The following is a 17,280-nucleotide window of genomic DNA, read 5'->3' on the forward strand; positions in this document are numbered from 1 at the left end:
CGCATGCACTTTTCCGCCATCGGCACTATTGGCTTGGCCATGGCTTTGTTGCTCGCACCGCTGACCCCGGCCATGGCGCAGGCGCAGCCGCGCGGCCCGCAATCGGTGGCGGCATTGGCCGCTGAACTCTCGCCTGCCGTGGTCAATATCGGCACGACGCGGCGCCTGCCGGGTGGTGGCGGTACGCCCTTTCCGGAATTCCCCGATGGCTCGCCTCTGGGCGACATGTTCGATCAGCTCAACCCCAATCATGGCTTGGGTGCCGACCAGATGATGGAGGCGCGCAGCCTTGGCTCGGGCTTCATCATCAGCGCCGAAGGGTTCGTGGTCACCAATAATCACGTCATCGAAGGGGCCGAGGAAATCTATGTGTTCCTGACAGATGGGCGGCGCCTGCCGGCGACGCTGGTTGGCAAGGACGACAAGACCGATCTGGCGGTGCTGCGCGTCAACGCCGATGCGGCGCTGCCATTCGTGGAGTTTGGCGATAGCGATACGGCTGAGGTTGGCGATTGGGTGATGGCCATCGGCAATCCATTCGGCCTTGGCGGCTCTGTCACTCTCGGTATTGTCTCGGCGCGCAATCGCGACATCAATTCCGGCCCTTATGACAATTTCATCCAGACCGATGCCTCGATCAATCAGGGCAATTCGGGCGGCCCGCTCTTCGACATGTTTGGCAAAGTGGTGGGGATCAATACGGCGATCATTGCCCGCGGCGGCTCGTCGCTGGGCATCGGCTTTGCAGTTCCCGGAAATCTGGCGCGGCCGGTGGTGATGCAATTGGCCGAGTTTGGCGAGACAAGGCGTGGCTGGATCGGCGTCGGCATTCAAGAGGTCAGCGACGACATTGCCCTCAGCCTTGATCGTCCCAATACCCATGGCGCCATCGTCGTCGATATCGATCCGACCGGGCCAGCGGAGGGCGTGCTGGAGGAGGGCGACCTGATCCTGCGCTTTGACGGCAAGGCTGTCGAACGGATGCGGGATCTGCCGCGCATTGTCGCCGAAGCCCAGGTGGGCCGTGCGGTGCCGATCACCGTGCTGCGCAACGGCACCGAGATATCGCTCGACATTACCCTGGGGCGCCTGGAAGCTCCTATTGACGTCGCAGCGGTCGTTGCGCCGGCCAAGGCGGAGCCGACGGCGGACTTGCCGGGCGGGATGATCGGCATCGTTGGTTTTGCCATCGCACCGCTGGATGATGCCGCCCGCGAAGAGTTCGGCATCGAGCTCAATGTGGCGGGCGCATTGATCACCGAGGTGAGCGATGGCAGCGATGCCTATGACAAGGGGTTCATTCCCGGCCTGATAATCCGTGAGGTCAATCAGATCCCGGTGACCAGTGTCGAGGAAGTCGAGCGGTTGGTGGCGGAGGCGCATGCGGCCCACCGGGCCGCCGTGCTGTTCAAGATCACCGACCCCGCAGGGTCAAGCCGCTTTATCGCGGTACGGCTGGAGTAGGGTTCGTCACCCGGTACAGCACATGCGAGCGCAGCGGGTGGCCTTCGGCCACGCGCGGGTGCTCGAAATCGGCGGCGGGATCGCGGACCATGCCGATCTTGGTCATGACGCGCTGGCTCGGCTGGTTGATCGCAGCGGTGAAGGCGACGATCTCGGGTAGCTTGAGCACTTCAAAGCCATGCTGCAGCGCGGCTTTGGCCGCCTCCGGAGCATAGCCCTGTCCCCAATAGAACTGGCCCAGGACCCAGCCGATTTCCACCTTTGGATTGGTCGGAATGACAAAGTTGATGTTGGCGGTGCCGGTCAGGCCGAGCAGGGCGCCGTCATCCTTGCGCTCGACGGCGAGGAAGTGTGACGTGCCCTCGGCGAGGCCGGCGATCATCTTGTCCATCCAGGCATCGGCCTCGGCCCGGCGGCGGGTCGAGGGATAATAGCGCATGACATGCGGATCGCCGACGATTGCAGCGAAGGCATCGCGGTCGGCGTCGGTCCATTCCCGCAGGATCAAACGCTTGGTTTCGAGCCTCACCGGACGATATCTTCGTCGGTGAAGCCCTGCAGATAGAGCAGGGCGGTCAGGTCGCCATGGTCGATGCGTACCTGCGCTTCGGCGGCCACTGCGGGTTTGGCGTGCAGCGCCACGCCGAGGCCGGCCACGCCGATCATGTCGAGATCATTGGCGCCGTCGCCCACTGCAACCGTGTCGGCGGCGGTGAAACCGCGCTCGGCGGCGAGAGACAGCAGGCGCTCGCGCTTGGTTGACTTGTCGACGATGGGCTTCTGCACGGTACCCGTCAGGCGGTCGCCGTCGAATTCGAGCACATTGGCGATGGCCTCGTCGAAGCCGATGCGCTTGCCGAAGAAGTCAGCGAAGAAGGTGAAACCGCCCGAGACCAGCGAGGTATAGGCACCATAGGCCTTCATGGTCTGGATCAGCGCGCGGCCACCGGGCGCCAAGGTGATGTTTTCGCGGCGGATTTCCTCGATAACCTTACGCTCCAGCCCCTTGAGCAGGGCGACGCGGGTGTCGAGGGCCTCGCCGAAATCCAGCTCGCCGCGCATGGCGCGGTCGGTGATTTCGGCGACCTGGTCCTTGATGCCGAGGGCAGCGGCGAGTTCGTCGATGCATTCCTCGTTGATCATGGTGGAATCCATGTCGGCGACGAGGATGCGCTTGCGGCGGCCTTCGGTGGGGAGGAGGGCGGTATCGACGGGGCGATTACCGATGATATTGCGGGCGATTGCCAGCGCATCGGTTGACTTCGGCTCGATGATTTCGCAGGCAATGGAGTGGTTGAGCCAGTTGAGTTCGCCGCCCGTCTCCTTCACAACAGCCGCGGCCAGGGCCACGTCGAGGTCGGATTCGGTGGGATTGGCGATGAGGCAAAGAACCGGCATGGCTTTGATGTCTCTGGAGGTTTTGTGTGGATAGCGGCCGCAGACGCGCAGTTCTGATAGCGGGTCCGACTGCCAGCGGCAAGTCGGCGCTGGCGCTTGCGCGGGCGCAGGTGGGCGGCGGGGTGATTATCAACACCGACGCGATGCAGGTTTACGACACGCTGCGGGTGGTGACGGCGCGGCCGAGCGCCGAGGATGAGGCGCTGGCGGAGCATCGGCTCTATGGCTTTGTGCCGGCGGCGACGCGGTTTTCCACCGGGCGATATCTGGATGCCGTGCGCGATGTCCTCGCGACATTGCCCGAGGATATGCCGCTGATTTTCGTTGGCGGTACGGGGCTTTACTTCGATGCGCTGCTCAACGGATTTGCCGATGTCCCCGAGGTGCCGGAGGCGGTGGCGCTCGCGGTTCAACAGGAGATTGCGGCGCTGGATGGCGCGCAGCGGCTGGCGCTGCTGATGCGGGAGGATCCGGAGACGGCGGCGCGGTTGAAAGTGGCCGATCCGCAGCGATTGACCCGGGCACTGGCGGTCAAGCGGGCGACCGGAAACACCCTTTCGAGCTACCAAAACAGCCAGCATGCTGGATTGCTTGCCGGGTTTGCTTGCGAAATGCTGGTTCTGGACCCGGACCGCGATCTCTTGCGGCGGCGGATCGCGCAGCGCTTCGAGGCGATGTTCTCAAGCGGGGCGGTGGAAGAGGTCGAGGCGCTGATGGCGCAGCATCTCGATCCGCAATTGCCGGCGATGAAAGCCATCGGTGTCCGCGAGATCGGCGAATGGCTGGCCGGGCGGATGTCGCGCGCGGAGGCCATCAGCCTGTCGGTGATCGCCACCCAGCAATATGCCAAGCGGCAACGCACATGGTTTCGCAACCGCATGGGCGACTGGCCGCGGCTTCACTGAGACTGCCGCCGCTCCCTAGCGGGGGAGCCCGTCGAGCAGGCCCAGGCGCTCGCGCATGGCGAAGCGGGCGACCAGCACTACGGCGACAAAGGCCAGCCCCGCAGCCAGGCCGATCCAGATGCCGACGCCGCGCCATTCCAACACAAAACCCAGCACATAGGCGACCGGCAGGCCAACCGCCCAGTAGCCGAAGATGGCCAGCAGCATGGGGATCTTGGTGTCGCTCAGGCCGCGCAGGGCATGGGCGGCCACAACCTGGGCACCATCGACCAGCTGGAACACGCCGGCGATGACGAGGAATGTCGCCGCCAGCGCCAGAGCGTTGGCATTGGCGGGATCGCTGGGGCTGAGGAAGATGGTGACGATATTGGGGGCGAACAGCAGGAAGACGATGCATGACAGGAGCATGAACGCGGTGCCCAGTGCAAATCCGGTCCAGCCCGCCTTGGTGATGCCATCGACGTCGCCGCGGCCATAGGCGAGGCCGACGCGAACCGTGGCGGCGATGCCCAGGCCCAGCGGAACCATGAAGGCCATGGAGGCGCATTGCAGGGCGACGGCATGGGCGGCCACCTCATCGGTCCCCAGCAGCCCCATCAGCAGCGCGGCAGCGGTGAACAGCCCGACCTCGGCCAGCACGGTCAGGCCAATGGGCGTGCCGATGCGGAAGATTTCGCGGAAGCGGGCCCAGTCGGGCTTCCAGAAGCGCAACAGGATGTTGAAGCGCTTGAAGCGGCGATGGCGCAGCACAAAGCCGAGCATCATGGCAAACATGATGAAGCTGGTGATCATGGTGGCGAGTGCGGCACCACGCAGTTCAAGACGCGGAAAGCCGTAATTGCCGAAGATCAGCACGTAATTGAGCGCGGCGTTGAAGAAGACGCCGCTGACGGTGATGACGAGAATGGCGCGGGTGGAATCGAAGGCGGACAGCAGCGAGCGCAGGGCGACGGCCATCAATGCGGGATAGAGCATCCAGACGCCGACATGGATGTATTCCTCGGCGAGGCGCGCATTGGTCGGGTCCTGGCCCAGCCAGCCGAAAATGGTGCGGATCTGCAGCAGGATCGGGATCAGCAGGGTGGCAAGCAGGATCGCGGCCCAGAAGCCCTGGCGGACGATGCGGCGGACTGCCTTGATATTGCGGGCGCCGCGCGCCTGGGCGGCCAGCGGCGCAACGGCACCGACAATGCCGACCGCCCCCACCATGAATGGCATGAGAAAGGTGGTGGCCAGGGTGCCGGCAGCGAGCGCCTGGGGACCAAGCCAGCCGAGCATGATAACGTCGGTAGTGGTCAGCGCTGTCTGGGCCAATTGGGCGATGACCAGCGGCCAGGCCAGCGTAAAGGTCGCTGCCAATTCGCGCGTCCAGCCATCGAAGGCGGAAAAGGGTCGTGCGGCGGCGTGGCGCGCTGCCGTTGTCTCGTCACTCATGAAATTTGTCCTACTCGCCGCCAAGCTCTAACCCATGATAGAGCGGGGGGGAAGCCAGGCGGATAGTCGCGCGAGCGGGCGCCTTGGCGCGCGGCTGGTGCTACCGGTGCCGCCGCAGGGGCGAGCGGCGGGTGCCGCAGGGAGAATTGCCGATGACACAGGATATCTCGATGGCCGTCCGGGCGACGCTGATGGTCGGGGGCCTGGTGGGCGGAGCCGGCGTGATGGCTGCGGCAGGCGCTTCCCATGGCGAGGAAACGCGCAATCTGGCCGCGATTTCAGCCGTTTGCCTGGCGCATGGACCGACGCTTCTGGCGCTGGGACTATCGGGGCTCCGACATCGAATCCTGGCAGTCGCGGCAGGTCTGATCGGGGCCGGGACAGTGATATTCGCTGGCGATCTCATGGTGCGTGAATGGCTGGGACACGGGGCGTTTCCCTTGGCCGCACCGCTTGGTGGCATCGCTATGATCGGTGGCTGGGCAGCCCTGATGGTGGCAGGGGCAACAATAAATCCCTTAAAAAAGCTTAACTGAATCAACTTGCGAAAATCCTTGGATGGAACCAAAGATGGGCTGTCGCATTTGTCTTTGACTATTTCCCGGAGGGTTCACATGCATAAGTTTCTGATTATCGCTGCCACCGCACTGTCGCTGGCCGCCTGCACTTCCACCCAGCAGGGCGCGGCCCTCGGCGCGGGCGCGGGTGCAATCGTTGGTGCGGCGACCACCGGATCGGTGGCTGGCACGGTGATCGGTGCCGGTATCGGTACCGTTGTTGGCGCAGCGACCGGCAGCATTGTCGGCAAGGTTGCGGACAGCCCGGACAAGTGCGTTTACGAACGCCCGAATGGCACGCGCTACATCGATTACTGCCCACGCGGCTAATCCAGGGGCTGCGTAACAAACGCGCGGCACGCGCCCCGAGGCGCCAAGCAGCCCGATCTGGAGTCTTGTCCAGGTCGGGTGATTTTAATGGAATTCGGGAATTGCCTTGTATTCGCCACCGATAACCGCCATATATCGTAGATACGTTTACACTCGTCTTGCGCTATCTGATCGACCGGCCCGCCGGGAAGCTTGGCTACCTCCTGATCTGTGAATCGTTAGGCCCGTGCACTGCATATTGCAGTAATCGGTTTTCAACCCTTAGCCGCCGCTGCGGCGGCGAACACTCATTTGTGAGGATCACAAGCATGTCGACCTTTACCGGCACCGTCAAATTCTTCAACACCACCAAGGGCTTCGGCTTTATCTCGCCTGAAGGCGGCGACAAGGACGCATTCGTCCACATCTCCGCTGTCCAGCGTTCGGGCCTGCAGGGCCTGTATGAAGGCGACAAGGTCACCTACGAGCTCGAAACCGGCCGCGATGGCAAGGTTTCGGCAACGAACCTGACCCTGATCAGCTAAGCCTTAGTTGAATCGCACGACGAGAAAGGCCCTTAGCGGGGCCTTTTTTGTTGTCTGAAACCCGCCCTTGGCGGGCGGCGTGATGGACACCACGCGCCGGTCCATGCCAAACCTGCTGCAGCAGCAACGGAGAACGACACCATGCAAATGCGCGAGTTCTTGCGGAACTGGAGCCCCAATGTGGCCGAGGCAGCCGGGGCGCGCCAATCGGCCGCCTTGCCCTATTGCGTGGTCGATGGCCGCGCCACTTTCCTGCTCATCACCTCCCGGCGGACCGGGCGCTGGATTTTCCCAAAGGGCGCGGTCGGTTCCGGCCTGACGCCATGGGAAAGTGCGGCCCGCGAGGCAATGGAAGAGGGCGGCGTCACCGGCGAGATCAGCAACACCCCCATTGGCAGCTATCGCGCCAGCAGCAGCGGCAGCGAACTCATCGATGTCGATCTGTTCCCGCTGCGGGTGCTAACCCAGCTGGATGAGTGGCAGGAAATGGATCAGCGCCTGCGCCATTGGACTTTGCTGCCAGAGGCGCGCCGCCTGCTGGCGGACCCGGCGCTCAGCCGCCATGTGGAACTGCTGAGCAGCCGGCTAAGCGCACGCGGCGCTACCCGATAAGCGCATTGACCCCGAGATAGAGCATGGCTGCCAGCAGCGCCGATGCCGGCACGGTGACCACCCAGGCGGCGGCAATGCTGAGGACGTGATGGCGGCGCACCAGCCGGCGGCGTTCGCGCTTGCGTTCGCGGGCCAGCGCTTCAGCGGGCGTGGCATTGAGCATGGCCGGATCAATGAAGCGGGCATGCACGGGCACCGCGGCACCCTTCATGTCGCGATAGGACCAGTATTCGCGCAGGAAGCCGACCCCGAAGATGCCGCCTACGGCGATATGGGTCGATGATACCGGCAGGCCGAGCGCCGACGCGGTGAGCACGGTAAAGGCCGCCGACAGTGCAACGCAGAAGGCGCGAATTTCATTGAGCTTGGTGATCTGCTCGCCAACGGTGCGGATCAGGCGGGGGCCGAACAAAGCCAGGCCCAGCGCGATGCCGATGGCGCCGATCGAGAGCACCCAGAACGGCATGTCGACACTGCCAATGCTGCCTTCGCCGGACTGGATGGCGGCGACAATGGCGGCAAACGGACCCACGGCATTGGCCACGTCATTGGCGCCATGGGCAAACGAGAGCAGGGCAGCCGCGACCACGAGGGGCAGGCGGAACAGGGAGGCAATGTGCTTCTTGCGGTTTTCCATGGTCAGCGAGCGGGCGCGCACCCAGGGCATGGCTGCGATCCAGCCCAGCCCGGCAAAGGCCAGGCCCAGCGCAATGGTGGTGACCATATCGGGGGACCAGATGCGCTTGAGGCCCTTGGTGGCGAGGTACATGGCGAAGATGCCGGTCATCAGGGCGACGAGGACGGGAACCCAGATGCGGGCGGCGGACACCTTGTCGATGCGCCCGGTGACGGTCTTGCGGATGAAAGCCAGCAGGATGGCGGCGAATACCCCACCCAGAACCGGAGAGACGACCCAGCTCGAAATGATCGCCCCAATCATCGGCCAGGCGACAACGCCAAAGCCGGCTGCCGCCACACCGGCGCCGACAACGCCGCCGACGACCGCATGGGTGGTGGAGACCGGAGCGCCGATATAGGTCGCCAGGTTGACCCAGAGGGCCGAGGCCAGGAGAGCCGACATCATCACCAGCACGAAGGTGGTATTGGACAGATGCGTGCCGGGAACCAGGAGATCGCGCGCGACCGTATTGACCACGTCACCACCGGCAAGCAGAGCGCCGGCGGATTCAAATACCGCTGCAATCACCAGGGCGCCGCCCATGGTCAGCGCCTTGGAGCCGACGGCGGGACCCATATTGTTGGCGACGTCATTGGCGCCGACATTGAGCGCCATATAGCCAGCGATGACGGCGGCGATGACGGCCAGGTAGCTCATCGGGCCATCGGTGACGGCGAAGATCGCCCAGACCATGGCCGCGAGCAGGAAAACCAGAGCGATGCCGGGGGCGGCGAGCGAACGGGCCAGGTCATGCGTGGCGATTTCTAAACCCGAAACCCGCTGCAGGTCCTTGTCGAGGGCGCTTTTGGTCATGTTTTCTGGCTGTCACATTGAATCGTGGTGCGCCCTTAGCATTCATCGCCCGGCTTGCCACAGAATAATGCCGTGATCGCCGCCGAATTGATCGGTTGTCGACAGAAATGTCCCAGCGCGAGGCTGGGACGGGAGACATTTAGTCCTTGAGCTGGCGGTCCAGTTCGGCGGCGAGTTTGTCCATCAGCCAATTGGTGCCGCTTTCGCGATCGCTGAGCTTGTCGAGGCCATCGAGAAAGGCACCGTGTTCGGTGACCTGCATGCGGGTGCCGGTGCCATCGGGGAAAAGCTCGACAGCGGCGACCGAGACCGAGATGCGGCGGCCGTCCATGGTCATGTCATAGGAATAGACAATGCGATTGTCGGGAACGATGTCCTGATAAAGCACGTCGAAGCTGAACAGCGCGCCATTGGGACCCTTGCCGCCGCTATGCTCGCGGCCGCCGACGCGGAAATCGAACACGCCCTTGCCATCTTCGGACGAGCCGAACCAGCGCTGCTTGATTTGCGGATCAGACCAGGCGCGAAAAACGCGGGCTGGGTCGGCGGCGAATTTGCGTTCGATGACGAAGGTGCCGTGGACAATGGAATGGTCGGTCATGGTCTTTCTCCTTCTCCTTATTGGTTAAGAGAAACCTTAAGTAAAGGGTTTGGCACTGTCAATGCTTAAGTGACTAGCTAAGTGATGGGTCGTAGAGGAGCCGACCAAAGGCGGGTTGCGCGTCTGGCCGAAAATAGCGATGCTCAGATGGTCCGGAGCCAGAACAACAATCGCCCGGAAGATGGAGGCCATCATCGAAACCGTGCTGATCCTTGTCGCGCTGCTGCTGGTGGCCATCGTGGTTTTTGCGGCCACCCGGCCCAACAAATTCAGGCTGCAGCGCAGCATTGTTATCGCGGCGCCGGCCGAGACGATCTATCCATTGATCGCCGATTTCCGCAAATGGGCACTGTGGTCGCCCTGGGACAATCTCGATCCCGAGATGAAGCGCACTTATGAGGGCGCCCCGATCGGGCTGGGCGCGATCTACACCTATGAGGGCAACAAGACAGTCGGGGCGGGGCGGATGGAAATCGTCGACGCGCAGCCCGGCCGCAAGATTGTCGCCAAGCTGCACTTCATCAAGCCGTTCGAGGCGCAGAATATTGCCGAATTCACCCTGGTGCAGCAGTCCAATGGCACCGAAGTGACGTGGGCGATGCATGGTCCGCTGACATTCATGGGACGGCTGATGGGCATTGTGCTGAGCATGGAGCGCCTGGTGGGCGGGCAGTTCGAGCAGGGGCTGGCCAACCTGAAAGCGGTCGCCGAAGGCCGGGAGGGAAACGCTTGACACCCCCGGCGCAATGCTTTTATCAATACGCGCATTGAATTTAGGAGAGGTCCGGTGCGGGCATCCATTCTCGTAGTACGCAGGCGCATTGGCAACGTGGGGTGAAACCCCGCGCGATTGCTGGTGCGCCGAACACAGGTCCCGAATGGGGCCTTTTTTATTGCCTTTTTTCCGCCAATGCGGACAACAGGCGCGAACATGGCAGACGGTTTCCCTCAGTGAGGGGCAAAACGATGACTTGGAAGGACTAGGGCAATGGCCGAAAAGATGACCGGCGCGGAAATGGTGATACAGGCGCTGACCGATCAGGGGGTCGAGCACATCTTCGGCTATCCCGGCGGCGCGGCACTGCCGATCTATGATGCGCTGTTCCAGCAGGAACAGGTCCAACACATCCTGGTCCGGCACGAGCAGGGCGCGACCCACATGGCCGAAGGCTATGCCCGCTCGACCGGCAAGCCCGGCGTGGTGCTGGTCACCTCCGGTCCCGGCGCGACCAATGCCGTTACCGGCCTGACCGACGCGCTGATGGACTCGATCCCGCTGATCTGCATCACCGCCCAGGTGCCGACCAATCTCATTGGCTCGGACGCCTTCCAGGAATGCGACACCGTCGGTATCACCCGCAGCTGCACCAAGTATAATTATCTGGTGAAGCGCGTCGAAGACCTGCCGCGGATCATGCACGAGGCTTTCCTGATCGCGACCACCGGTCGCCCGGGTCCGGTGGTCATCGATATTCCCAAGGACGTGCAGTTTGCGCTCGGCGACTATTACATGCCCGACCTCGACACCCTGCGCCACCAGAGCTATCGCCCGCAGATGGATGGCGACACCGCCGCCATTACCGCCGCCGTCGACATGATGCTCAAGGCTGAACGCCCGGTTTTCTATACCGGCGGTGGCGTGATCAATGCCGGCCCGGAAGCCTCCGCGCACCTGCGCGAACTGGCAGAGATCACCGGCTTCCCGGTGACCTCGACATTGATGGGGCTTGGCGCCTTCCCGGCGTCCAACCCGCAATGGCTGGGCATGCTGGGCATGCATGGCACCTACGAAGCCAACCTCGCCATGCATGACTGCGATCTGATGATCAATATCGGCGCGCGCTTTGACGACCGGATCACCGGCCGCGTCGACGCGTTCTCGCCGGGCAGCCGCAAGATCCATGTCGATATCGACCCGTCCTCGATCAACAAGGTCGTGCGCGTCGACGTGCCGATCATCGGCGATTGCGAACGCGTGCTGGCCGAAATGGTCCGCATCTATCGCAGCAAGGCCAACCAGCCGCGCACCGAAGCACTGGCCCCCTGGTGGGACCAGATCGCCAAATGGCGCGCCGTTGACTCGCTTGGCTACAAGAACTCGGACACCGTCATCAAGCCGCAATACGCCATCGAGCGGCTGTATGAAGCGTCCAAGAAGCAGGGCAAGGAGGTGTTCATCACCACCGAGGTTGGCCAGCACCAGATGTGGGCCGCCCAGCACTTCCATTTCGACAAGCCGAACCACTGGATGACCTCCGGCGGCCTGGGCACGATGGGCTATGGCCTGCCGGCAGCGGTCGGCGTGCAGGTTGCCCATCCCGATGCGCTGGTGATCGATATTGCCGGTGAAGCCTCGGTGCAGATGACCATGCAGGAATTGTCGACGGCGGTGCAGTATCGCCTGCCGATCAAGATCTTCATTCTCAACAATGAGCGCATGGGCATGGTGCGCCAGTGGCAGGACCTGCTGCATGGCTCGCGCTACGCCCATTCCTATTCGGAATCGCTGCCCGACTTCGTCAAGCTGGCCGAAGCCTATGGCGGCAAGGGCATCCGCTGCGAAAACCCGGCCGAGCTCGACGCGGCAATCGCCGAAATGTTCGACTATGACGGCCCGGTGCTGTTCGACGTCATCGTCGAGAAGGACGAAAACTGCCTGCCCATGATCCCCTCGGGCAAGCCGCACAATGAGATCATCCTGCCCGATACCGCCAATATCGGGGACATCATCGACGAGAAGGGACGCGCCTTGGTGTGATTGTCGCCACGCCCACAGGGTCACCCCGGCGCCAGCCGGGGACCATGCTGAAGGCCAACCGCGCCAACGCGTTTGCGGACAGGACACAGCATGGATTCCGGCCTTCGCCGGAATGACACAGTGGTTTTGGAAACGATCTGCCCAGGCCTTTGAGGAACAAGAAAATGAACGCACATTTGCAGCCGACAGGGTCGGCATACTTCCTGACCAAGGAAACCCAGGAAATCGAGCGCCACACGCTCTCGGTCCTCGTCGACAACGAACCCGGTATCCTGGCGCGGGTGGTGGGGCTGTTTTCGGCGCGTGGCTACAATATCGAAAGCCTGACCGTCAGCGAGACCGAACACGGACGTCGACTTAGTCGCATCACCGTTGTCGTCATCGCTACGCCCAAGACCCTGATCCAGATCAAGCTGCAGCTCGAGCGCCTGGTGCCCGTGCACAAGGTGCATGACCTGACCGCCGAAGGTGCCTCGCTGGAGCGTGAACTGGCACTGATCAAGGTTGCCGGTTCGGGCGATAGCCGCGCCGAGACGCTGCGGCTGGCCGATGCCTTCCGCGCCCAGATCGTCGATGCCTCGGTGGAAAGCTTCGTGTTTGAAGTGACCGGCAAGCCGGCCAAGATCGACAGCTTCATCGCCCTGATGCAGCCATTGGGGCTGGTTGAAGTCGTGCGCACCGGGCTGGCTGCCATTTCGCGCGGCCCGCAGGGCATGTAGAAACGCGGGCGGCGTCACGGCGCCGCCCGGTTTGTCCTCGGTGTTGCGTCCATTGTGGTGGGACTGGGACCCTGAGGGCGCTCCCTCATTTCCGCAGCTGATGGGGCTTATCAAAAGGTTCGATTGGGCTTGCGGCGTCATTGGTGTAATGGTCGCGCCGAAATGATCCGGATGCTCCCATGACTGTTCTTTCCGTCAATCTCAATGCCGTCGCCCAGCTGCGCAATCGCCGCGATCTGCCGTGGCCCAGCGTGACCGGAATGGCGCGTGTTGTGCTCGATGCAGGTGCCAGTGGCATCACCATTCATCCGCGTCCCGATCAGCGGCATATCAGGCTGACCGATGTGCACGAGCTCGAGGCCCTGCTGCGGGCCGAGTATCCGCGCGCCGAGTACAATATCGAGGGCTATCCGAGCGCGGACTTTCTGGCGCTGGTGGAAGCGGTGGCACCCGACCAGGTGACGTTTGTGCCCGATGATCCGCAGCAGGCGACATCGGATCATGGCTGGGACATCGAGGCCAATCGTGGCGTACTGGAACCAGCAATTGCCCGGATGAAGGCGGCGGGCATCCGCATCTCGCTGTTCATCGACGAAGATCCCAGCGTGCCGGCTGCCGCCAAGGCCATCGGCGCCGATCGGGTTGAGCTCTATACCGGGCCCTATGGCGGCAGCTATGGCACGCAAGAGGGAGACCGGCATCTGATGCTGCTGGCGGCAACGGCCGGGGCGGCGCATGCGGCGGGGCTGGTGGTCAATGCCGGCCATGACCTGACGCTGGAGAACCTGCCGGTCTTCATGCAGGTCATGCCCGAAATCGCCGAAGTCTCGATCGGCCACGGCATAACCGCCGATGCATTGCTGATGGGGTTTCCCGAGGCGGTGCGGCGCTACCGGACAGTGCTCGGCGGCTAAGCGTCTCGATGCGTCGACAGATTTGCGGGCGTCGCAGCAGCGCGGCGCCCGTTTTGTTGGCAGTTATTGCGGCCTCATTTGATCGCTTATCCTGAACGCTGCGTTCCGTATTGCCGCATGGGCGGGAAAATACCCGACTGCGCGACCGCAGAATCGATGGAAATCCCAATCTCTACCGATACTTACCTTTTGGTGCCCTAGGTAGCCGCGTGTGCGCGGGCGACAATTCGGTGCCCCCTTGTGACCAATCGGGAAAGGCACATATATCGCCTCAGTTACGATTTGTTACCAAGGAGGGCTCCAATGTCCAAACTCAAGATTGCCGTGATTATCTCGTCCACCCGCCCGACCCGTTTTGGCGACAAGCCGGCACAGTGGATTGCCGAACAGATCAACCAGCGCGACGAGCTGACCGCTGAAATCGTCGACCTGCGCGATTTCGATCTGCCGTTCTTTGACGAAATGGCCTCCAATGCCTGGATGCCCTCGCAGAACGCCAATGCCGTCAAGTGGCAGAAAAAGATCAGCGAATTCGACGGCTATGTGTTCGTCACCGCCGAGTACAACCGCTCGATCACCGGTGCGCTCAAGAACGCGCTCGACCAGGCCTATGTGAACTGGAACAAGAAGCCGTTCGGCGCTGTTGGCTACGGCAGTGTTGGTGGCGCCCGCGCTGTCGAACACCTGCGCACAATCGGTGTCGAGCTGCAGATGGTTCCCGTCCGCTCGGCTGTTCATATTGGCGGTGCTGATTTCGTGTCGGTGCACCCGGCCTTCGGCGGTACCAAATCGATCGAAGACCTGGCGCCATCCATTGGCGGTTCGGCCAAGGATATGCTGGACCAGCTGACCTGGTGGGCCAAGGCCACCCGGACGGCGCGCGATGAAGACGCAGCGCTCGCCCAGGCCGCAGAATAGAACTTTCGAAGGTCCTGTCCGGACTTTCGTTTACCGGCGAGGGCCGCTCCGCAAGGGGCGGCCCTTTCTGCATGGGACATGCCATTGTCGGGTAAGGAGTTGTATGTGAGCCTAGTCGGGTGTATAGCGGCGCCCGCCTTCGACCAGAAAGACACGGTTCATGACGCAGACGAATACTGCCGGCCAAAGCGCCGGTGTCGATGCGAGCGGCCACGATCCCCAATCCAGAAAAGATCTGCCATTGCTGCTCATGGGCGCGTTGGGTGTGGTCTATGGCGATATTGGTACCAGCCCGATCTATGCCTTTCGCGAGGCCATGCATGTCCGACCGGGCGTGGAGTCGAGTTCCAGCGAGATTCTGGGCCTGCTGTCGCTGATCGTCTGGGCGCTCACCCTGACCGTGGCGGTCAAATATGTGTTCTTCGTCACCCGCGCCGACAATAATGGCGAAGGCGGCACGCTCTCGTTGATGGCGCTGGCGCGCAAGACCTTCACCAATCCGCCGGCCTGGATCACCGTTCTGGGCGTGATGGGGGCGGCGATGTTCTTCGGCGACGCAATTATTACCCCAGCCATGTCGGTCCTGTCGGCTGTCGAGGGCGTCAAGCTCGTGGCGCCGCATCTCGAGCGCTTCGTGGTGCCGATCACGCTGGTGATCATCTTGGGCGTGTTCTTCGTGCAGCGCTTCGGCACGGCCAAGGTTTCGGCGGTGTTCGGGCCGATTACCGGGCTATGGTTCCTGGTGCTGGGCTTTTCCGGGCTGGTCCATATCATCGACTATCCGGCGGTGCTTTGGGCACTCAATCCGTATCTGGGGGTGGAATTCATCGCCACCCATTTCAGTGTCTCGTTTGTCGTCATCGGCGCCATCTTCCTGGCGGTGACCGGGGCCGAGGCGCTCTATGTCGATCTCGGCCATTTCGGCCGCAAACCCATCGTCATCGTCTGGTTTGCGCTGGTGTTTCCGTGCCTGCTGCTCAACTATTTCGGGCAGGGCGCGTTCGTACTCAAGGTGGGCATGGAGAACGTGGACAGCCCGTTCTTCGAGATGCAGCCGGAATGGGCTATCGGCCCATTCGTGGCGCTGGCGACCGCCGCAACCATCATTGCCAGCCAGGCGGTGATTTCTGGCACCTATAGCCTGACCCAGCAGGCCATCGCGCTCAATATGCTGCCGCGTATGGTGGTTCGGCACACTTCCGAAACCCAGAGCGGCCAGATCTATATGCCGCAGATCAACACCATGCTGATGCTGGGCGTGCTGCTGCTGGTGCTTTCCTTTGGCAGCTCCTCGGCACTGTCGCATGCCTATGGCATCGCGGTGTCGGGCGTGATGGTGATGACGCTGTCGCTGCTGGTGGTGGTGATGTGGCGCAACTGGAAGTGGCACCCGCTGGCGGTGATCGGATTTGGCATCGTGTTCGCGGTGATCGATGGTGGGTTCTTCGCCGCCAATGCCACCAAGCTGTTCCAGGGCGGCTGGGTGCCGGCCGTGGTGGCCCTGATTGTCGCTGTGATCATGGCAAGCTGGATGGCTGGGCGGAAACGCCTGTCGGAAAAGACCCGACGCGATGAGGTGCCGCTGCAATTCCTCGTCGAGAACCTGTCGAAGAAAAAGCCCACCCTGGTGCCTGGCACCGCGGTGTTCCTGACCAGCGATATCGAAGGCGCGCCGACGGCGCTGTTGCACAGCCTCAAGCACTACAAGGTGCTGCATGAACAGAATGTCATCCTGACAGTGCGGACCTCGACGTCACCGCGCGTCAATGACGACGAGAAGGTGATCATCGAGGCCTATAACGAGCTGTTCAGCCGCGTGGTCGTGACCTTCGGCTATATGGAAAGCCCCAATATTCCCAAGGCCCTGGCACTGGGCCGCAAGCTGGGCTGGAAGTTCGATATCATGTCGACATCGTTCTTCCTGTCGCGCCGCTCGTTGAAGCCGGCACCCAAGGCCAGCCTGTTCCGCTTCTGGCAGGACCGGCTGTTCGTGCGGCTGGCGCGCAATGCCAGCGACGCGACGGAGTATTTCCATATTCCGACCGGCCGGGTGGTCGAGATCGGCACGCAGGTGGTGCTCTAGCATTGGCGGTGGCGCCGTTCGTCGGAGCCTTGCCGTCGCCAATGCGGCCAAAGACGCCCGAAGCGGCGCCGGCGGCCTATTTGACCATGTCGGGGCAGAGATAGGGCACGTTCGCCGGCACGAACCGCTGTTCCTGCACATCGCTGCCGAGTTTGAGGTTCAGCACCAGTTCGGTGTCGCTCAGGGTGGCGATATCGGCATTGATGGTCATGCCGTCCTCGTCCCAGCTGATCGCCGAATCGGAGACCTGCTGCCATTTGGACAGGCGATAGGTTTCCCAGCAGCTATCGGTCACGAGGGTGCCATCCTCGAGGAAAATCTGCATCGGGCCGGGCAGGCCGGGATCGGCATCGGCACGCACCCAGACGCGATTGAGCAGTGGGTTTTGCGGCGCGGTGTCTTCGACGGCGTCTTCGGTCGGCTCGGCCTTTTCCTGGGCATTTGCCGGCAGGGTGGCACAGGTACCAACCCCCCAGACGCTCATCAGCGCAATAATCGCGGTCTTGGTATCCATGCCGTCACTCCCCGTGGTGCTCGCTGATCTGGTGATCGCCCGCCGCCGCCGCAAGAG

18 protein-coding genes are annotated in these 17,280 nt (G+C 62.7%); 12 read left to right on the top strand and 6 right to left on the bottom strand.

The features are described 5' to 3' along the window. Nucleotides 1-3: 3 nt before the first annotated feature. On the top strand, nucleotides 4-1,464 hold the full coding sequence (locus BUA69_RS08495; protein ID WP_046134911.1) for a Do family serine endopeptidase: 1,461 nt from the start codon (nucleotides 4-6) through the stop codon (nucleotides 1,462-1,464). On the opposite strand, the gene BUA69_RS08500 is transcribed toward BUA69_RS08495, so the two are convergent. Together BUA69_RS08500 and serB are read right to left on the bottom strand one after the other, a co-directional pair. Continuing rightward, entirely contained in the window at nucleotides 1,442-1,993 is a 552-nt protein-coding gene (locus BUA69_RS08500) for a GNAT family N-acetyltransferase (protein ID WP_046134910.1), read from the bottom strand. The genes BUA69_RS08495 and BUA69_RS08500 overlap by 23 nt on opposite strands. Further along, nucleotides 1,990-2,862 (bottom strand): phosphoserine phosphatase SerB, encoded by an 873-nt coding sequence (serB, locus tag BUA69_RS08505; RefSeq protein WP_046134909.1) that lies wholly within the window; start codon nucleotides 2,860-2,862, stop codon nucleotides 1,990-1,992. The genes BUA69_RS08500 and serB overlap by 4 nt, the downstream gene beginning before the upstream one ends. A gap of 26 nt (nucleotides 2,863-2,888) precedes the next feature. Here serB and miaA point away from each other — a divergent pair, with 26 nt between their 5' ends. Continuing rightward, nucleotides 2,889-3,767, top strand: coding sequence for a tRNA (adenosine(37)-N6)-dimethylallyltransferase MiaA (gene miaA / locus BUA69_RS08510; protein WP_046134908.1), 879 nt, complete (start codon nucleotides 2,889-2,891; stop codon nucleotides 3,765-3,767). A gap of 15 nt (nucleotides 3,768-3,782) precedes the next feature. Here the strand turns inward: miaA and BUA69_RS08515 are convergent, their stop codons facing one another. Continuing rightward, nucleotides 3,783-5,201 (bottom strand): MATE family efflux transporter, encoded by a 1,419-nt coding sequence (locus BUA69_RS08515; RefSeq protein WP_052950495.1) that lies wholly within the window; start codon nucleotides 5,199-5,201, stop codon nucleotides 3,783-3,785. 152 nt (nucleotides 5,202-5,353) lie between these two features. On the opposite strand from BUA69_RS08515, the gene BUA69_RS08520 reads away from it, so the two are divergent. From BUA69_RS08520 to BUA69_RS08535, 4 genes are all read left to right on the top strand, one after another. Beyond that, entirely contained in the window at nucleotides 5,354-5,737 is a 384-nt protein-coding gene (locus BUA69_RS08520) for a DUF423 domain-containing protein (protein ID WP_052950494.1), read from the top strand. A 78-nt stretch (nucleotides 5,738-5,815) separates the two neighbouring features. Further along, a complete protein-coding gene (locus BUA69_RS08525; RefSeq protein ID WP_046134907.1) occupies nucleotides 5,816-6,088 on the top strand; it encodes a membrane protein in 273 nt (90 codons plus the stop codon). Between the two features lie 308 nt (nucleotides 6,089-6,396). Beyond that, nucleotides 6,397-6,612 (top strand): cold-shock protein, encoded by a 216-nt coding sequence (locus BUA69_RS08530; RefSeq protein WP_046134906.1) that lies wholly within the window; start codon nucleotides 6,397-6,399, stop codon nucleotides 6,610-6,612. Nucleotides 6,613-6,753: 141 nt separating this feature from the next. Beyond that, nucleotides 6,754-7,224 (top strand): NUDIX hydrolase, encoded by a 471-nt coding sequence (locus BUA69_RS08535; RefSeq protein ID WP_052950493.1) that lies wholly within the window; start codon nucleotides 6,754-6,756, stop codon nucleotides 7,222-7,224. Here the strand turns inward: BUA69_RS08535 and BUA69_RS08540 are convergent. Both BUA69_RS08540 and BUA69_RS08545 read right to left on the bottom strand, forming a co-directional pair. Further along, nucleotides 7,214-8,716, bottom strand: a complete 1,503-nt coding sequence (locus BUA69_RS08540) for an inorganic phosphate transporter (RefSeq protein WP_046134905.1) — start codon at nucleotides 8,714-8,716, stop codon at nucleotides 7,214-7,216. The genes BUA69_RS08535 and BUA69_RS08540 overlap by 11 nt on opposite strands. A 139-nt stretch (nucleotides 8,717-8,855) precedes the next feature. Then, nucleotides 8,856-9,317: an SRPBCC family protein gene (locus BUA69_RS08545; RefSeq protein WP_046134904.1), complete on the bottom strand. Its 462-nt coding sequence runs from the start codon at nucleotides 9,315-9,317 to the stop codon at nucleotides 8,856-8,858. Between the two features lie 139 nt (nucleotides 9,318-9,456). On the opposite strand from BUA69_RS08545, the gene BUA69_RS08550 reads away from it, so the two are divergent. The 6 genes from BUA69_RS08550 to BUA69_RS08575 all read left to right on the top strand — a co-directional run bounded on the left by BUA69_RS08550 (nucleotide 9,457) and on the right by BUA69_RS08575 (nucleotide 16,709). Beyond that, nucleotides 9,457-10,050, top strand: a complete 594-nt coding sequence (locus BUA69_RS08550) for an SRPBCC family protein (RefSeq protein WP_244468729.1) — start codon at nucleotides 9,457-9,459, stop codon at nucleotides 10,048-10,050. Between the two features lie 255 nt (nucleotides 10,051-10,305). Further along, nucleotides 10,306-12,075 carry an acetolactate synthase 3 large subunit gene (locus BUA69_RS08555; protein WP_046134903.1) on the top strand — a complete coding sequence of 590 codons (1,770 nt, stop codon included), beginning with the start codon at nucleotides 10,306-10,308 and terminating at the stop codon, nucleotides 12,073-12,075. A gap of 164 nt (nucleotides 12,076-12,239) precedes the next feature. Beyond that, nucleotides 12,240-12,794 carry an acetolactate synthase small subunit gene (gene ilvN / locus BUA69_RS08560; protein ID WP_046134902.1) on the top strand — a complete coding sequence of 185 codons (555 nt, stop codon included), beginning with the start codon at nucleotides 12,240-12,242 and terminating at the stop codon, nucleotides 12,792-12,794. Between the two features lie 179 nt (nucleotides 12,795-12,973). Beyond that, the gene (locus BUA69_RS08565; RefSeq protein ID WP_046134901.1) at nucleotides 12,974-13,708 is read left to right on the top strand and encodes a pyridoxine 5'-phosphate synthase; all 735 of its coding nucleotides are present in this window, start codon (nucleotides 12,974-12,976) and stop codon (nucleotides 13,706-13,708) included. Between the two features lie 303 nt (nucleotides 13,709-14,011). After that, a complete protein-coding gene (locus tag BUA69_RS08570; protein WP_046134900.1) occupies nucleotides 14,012-14,626 on the top strand; it encodes an NADPH-dependent FMN reductase in 615 nt (204 codons plus the stop codon). Nucleotides 14,627-14,786: 160 nt separating this feature from the next. After that, entirely contained in the window at nucleotides 14,787-16,709 is a 1,923-nt protein-coding gene (locus BUA69_RS08575) for a potassium transporter Kup (RefSeq protein ID WP_046134899.1), read from the top strand. Between the two features lie 76 nt (nucleotides 16,710-16,785). Here the strand turns inward: BUA69_RS08575 and BUA69_RS08580 are convergent, their stop codons facing one another. Next, complete coding sequence (locus BUA69_RS08580) at nucleotides 16,786-17,223, bottom strand: hypothetical protein (protein WP_052950492.1); 438 nt, start codon at nucleotides 17,221-17,223, stop codon at nucleotides 16,786-16,788. Between the last annotated feature and the right edge of the window lie 57 nt (nucleotides 17,224-17,280).

The sequence above is a fragment of the Devosia limi DSM 17137 genome (assembly GCF_900128975.1).
In the GTDB taxonomy this organism is placed as follows: Bacteria; Pseudomonadota; Alphaproteobacteria; order Rhizobiales; family Devosiaceae; genus Devosia; species Devosia limi.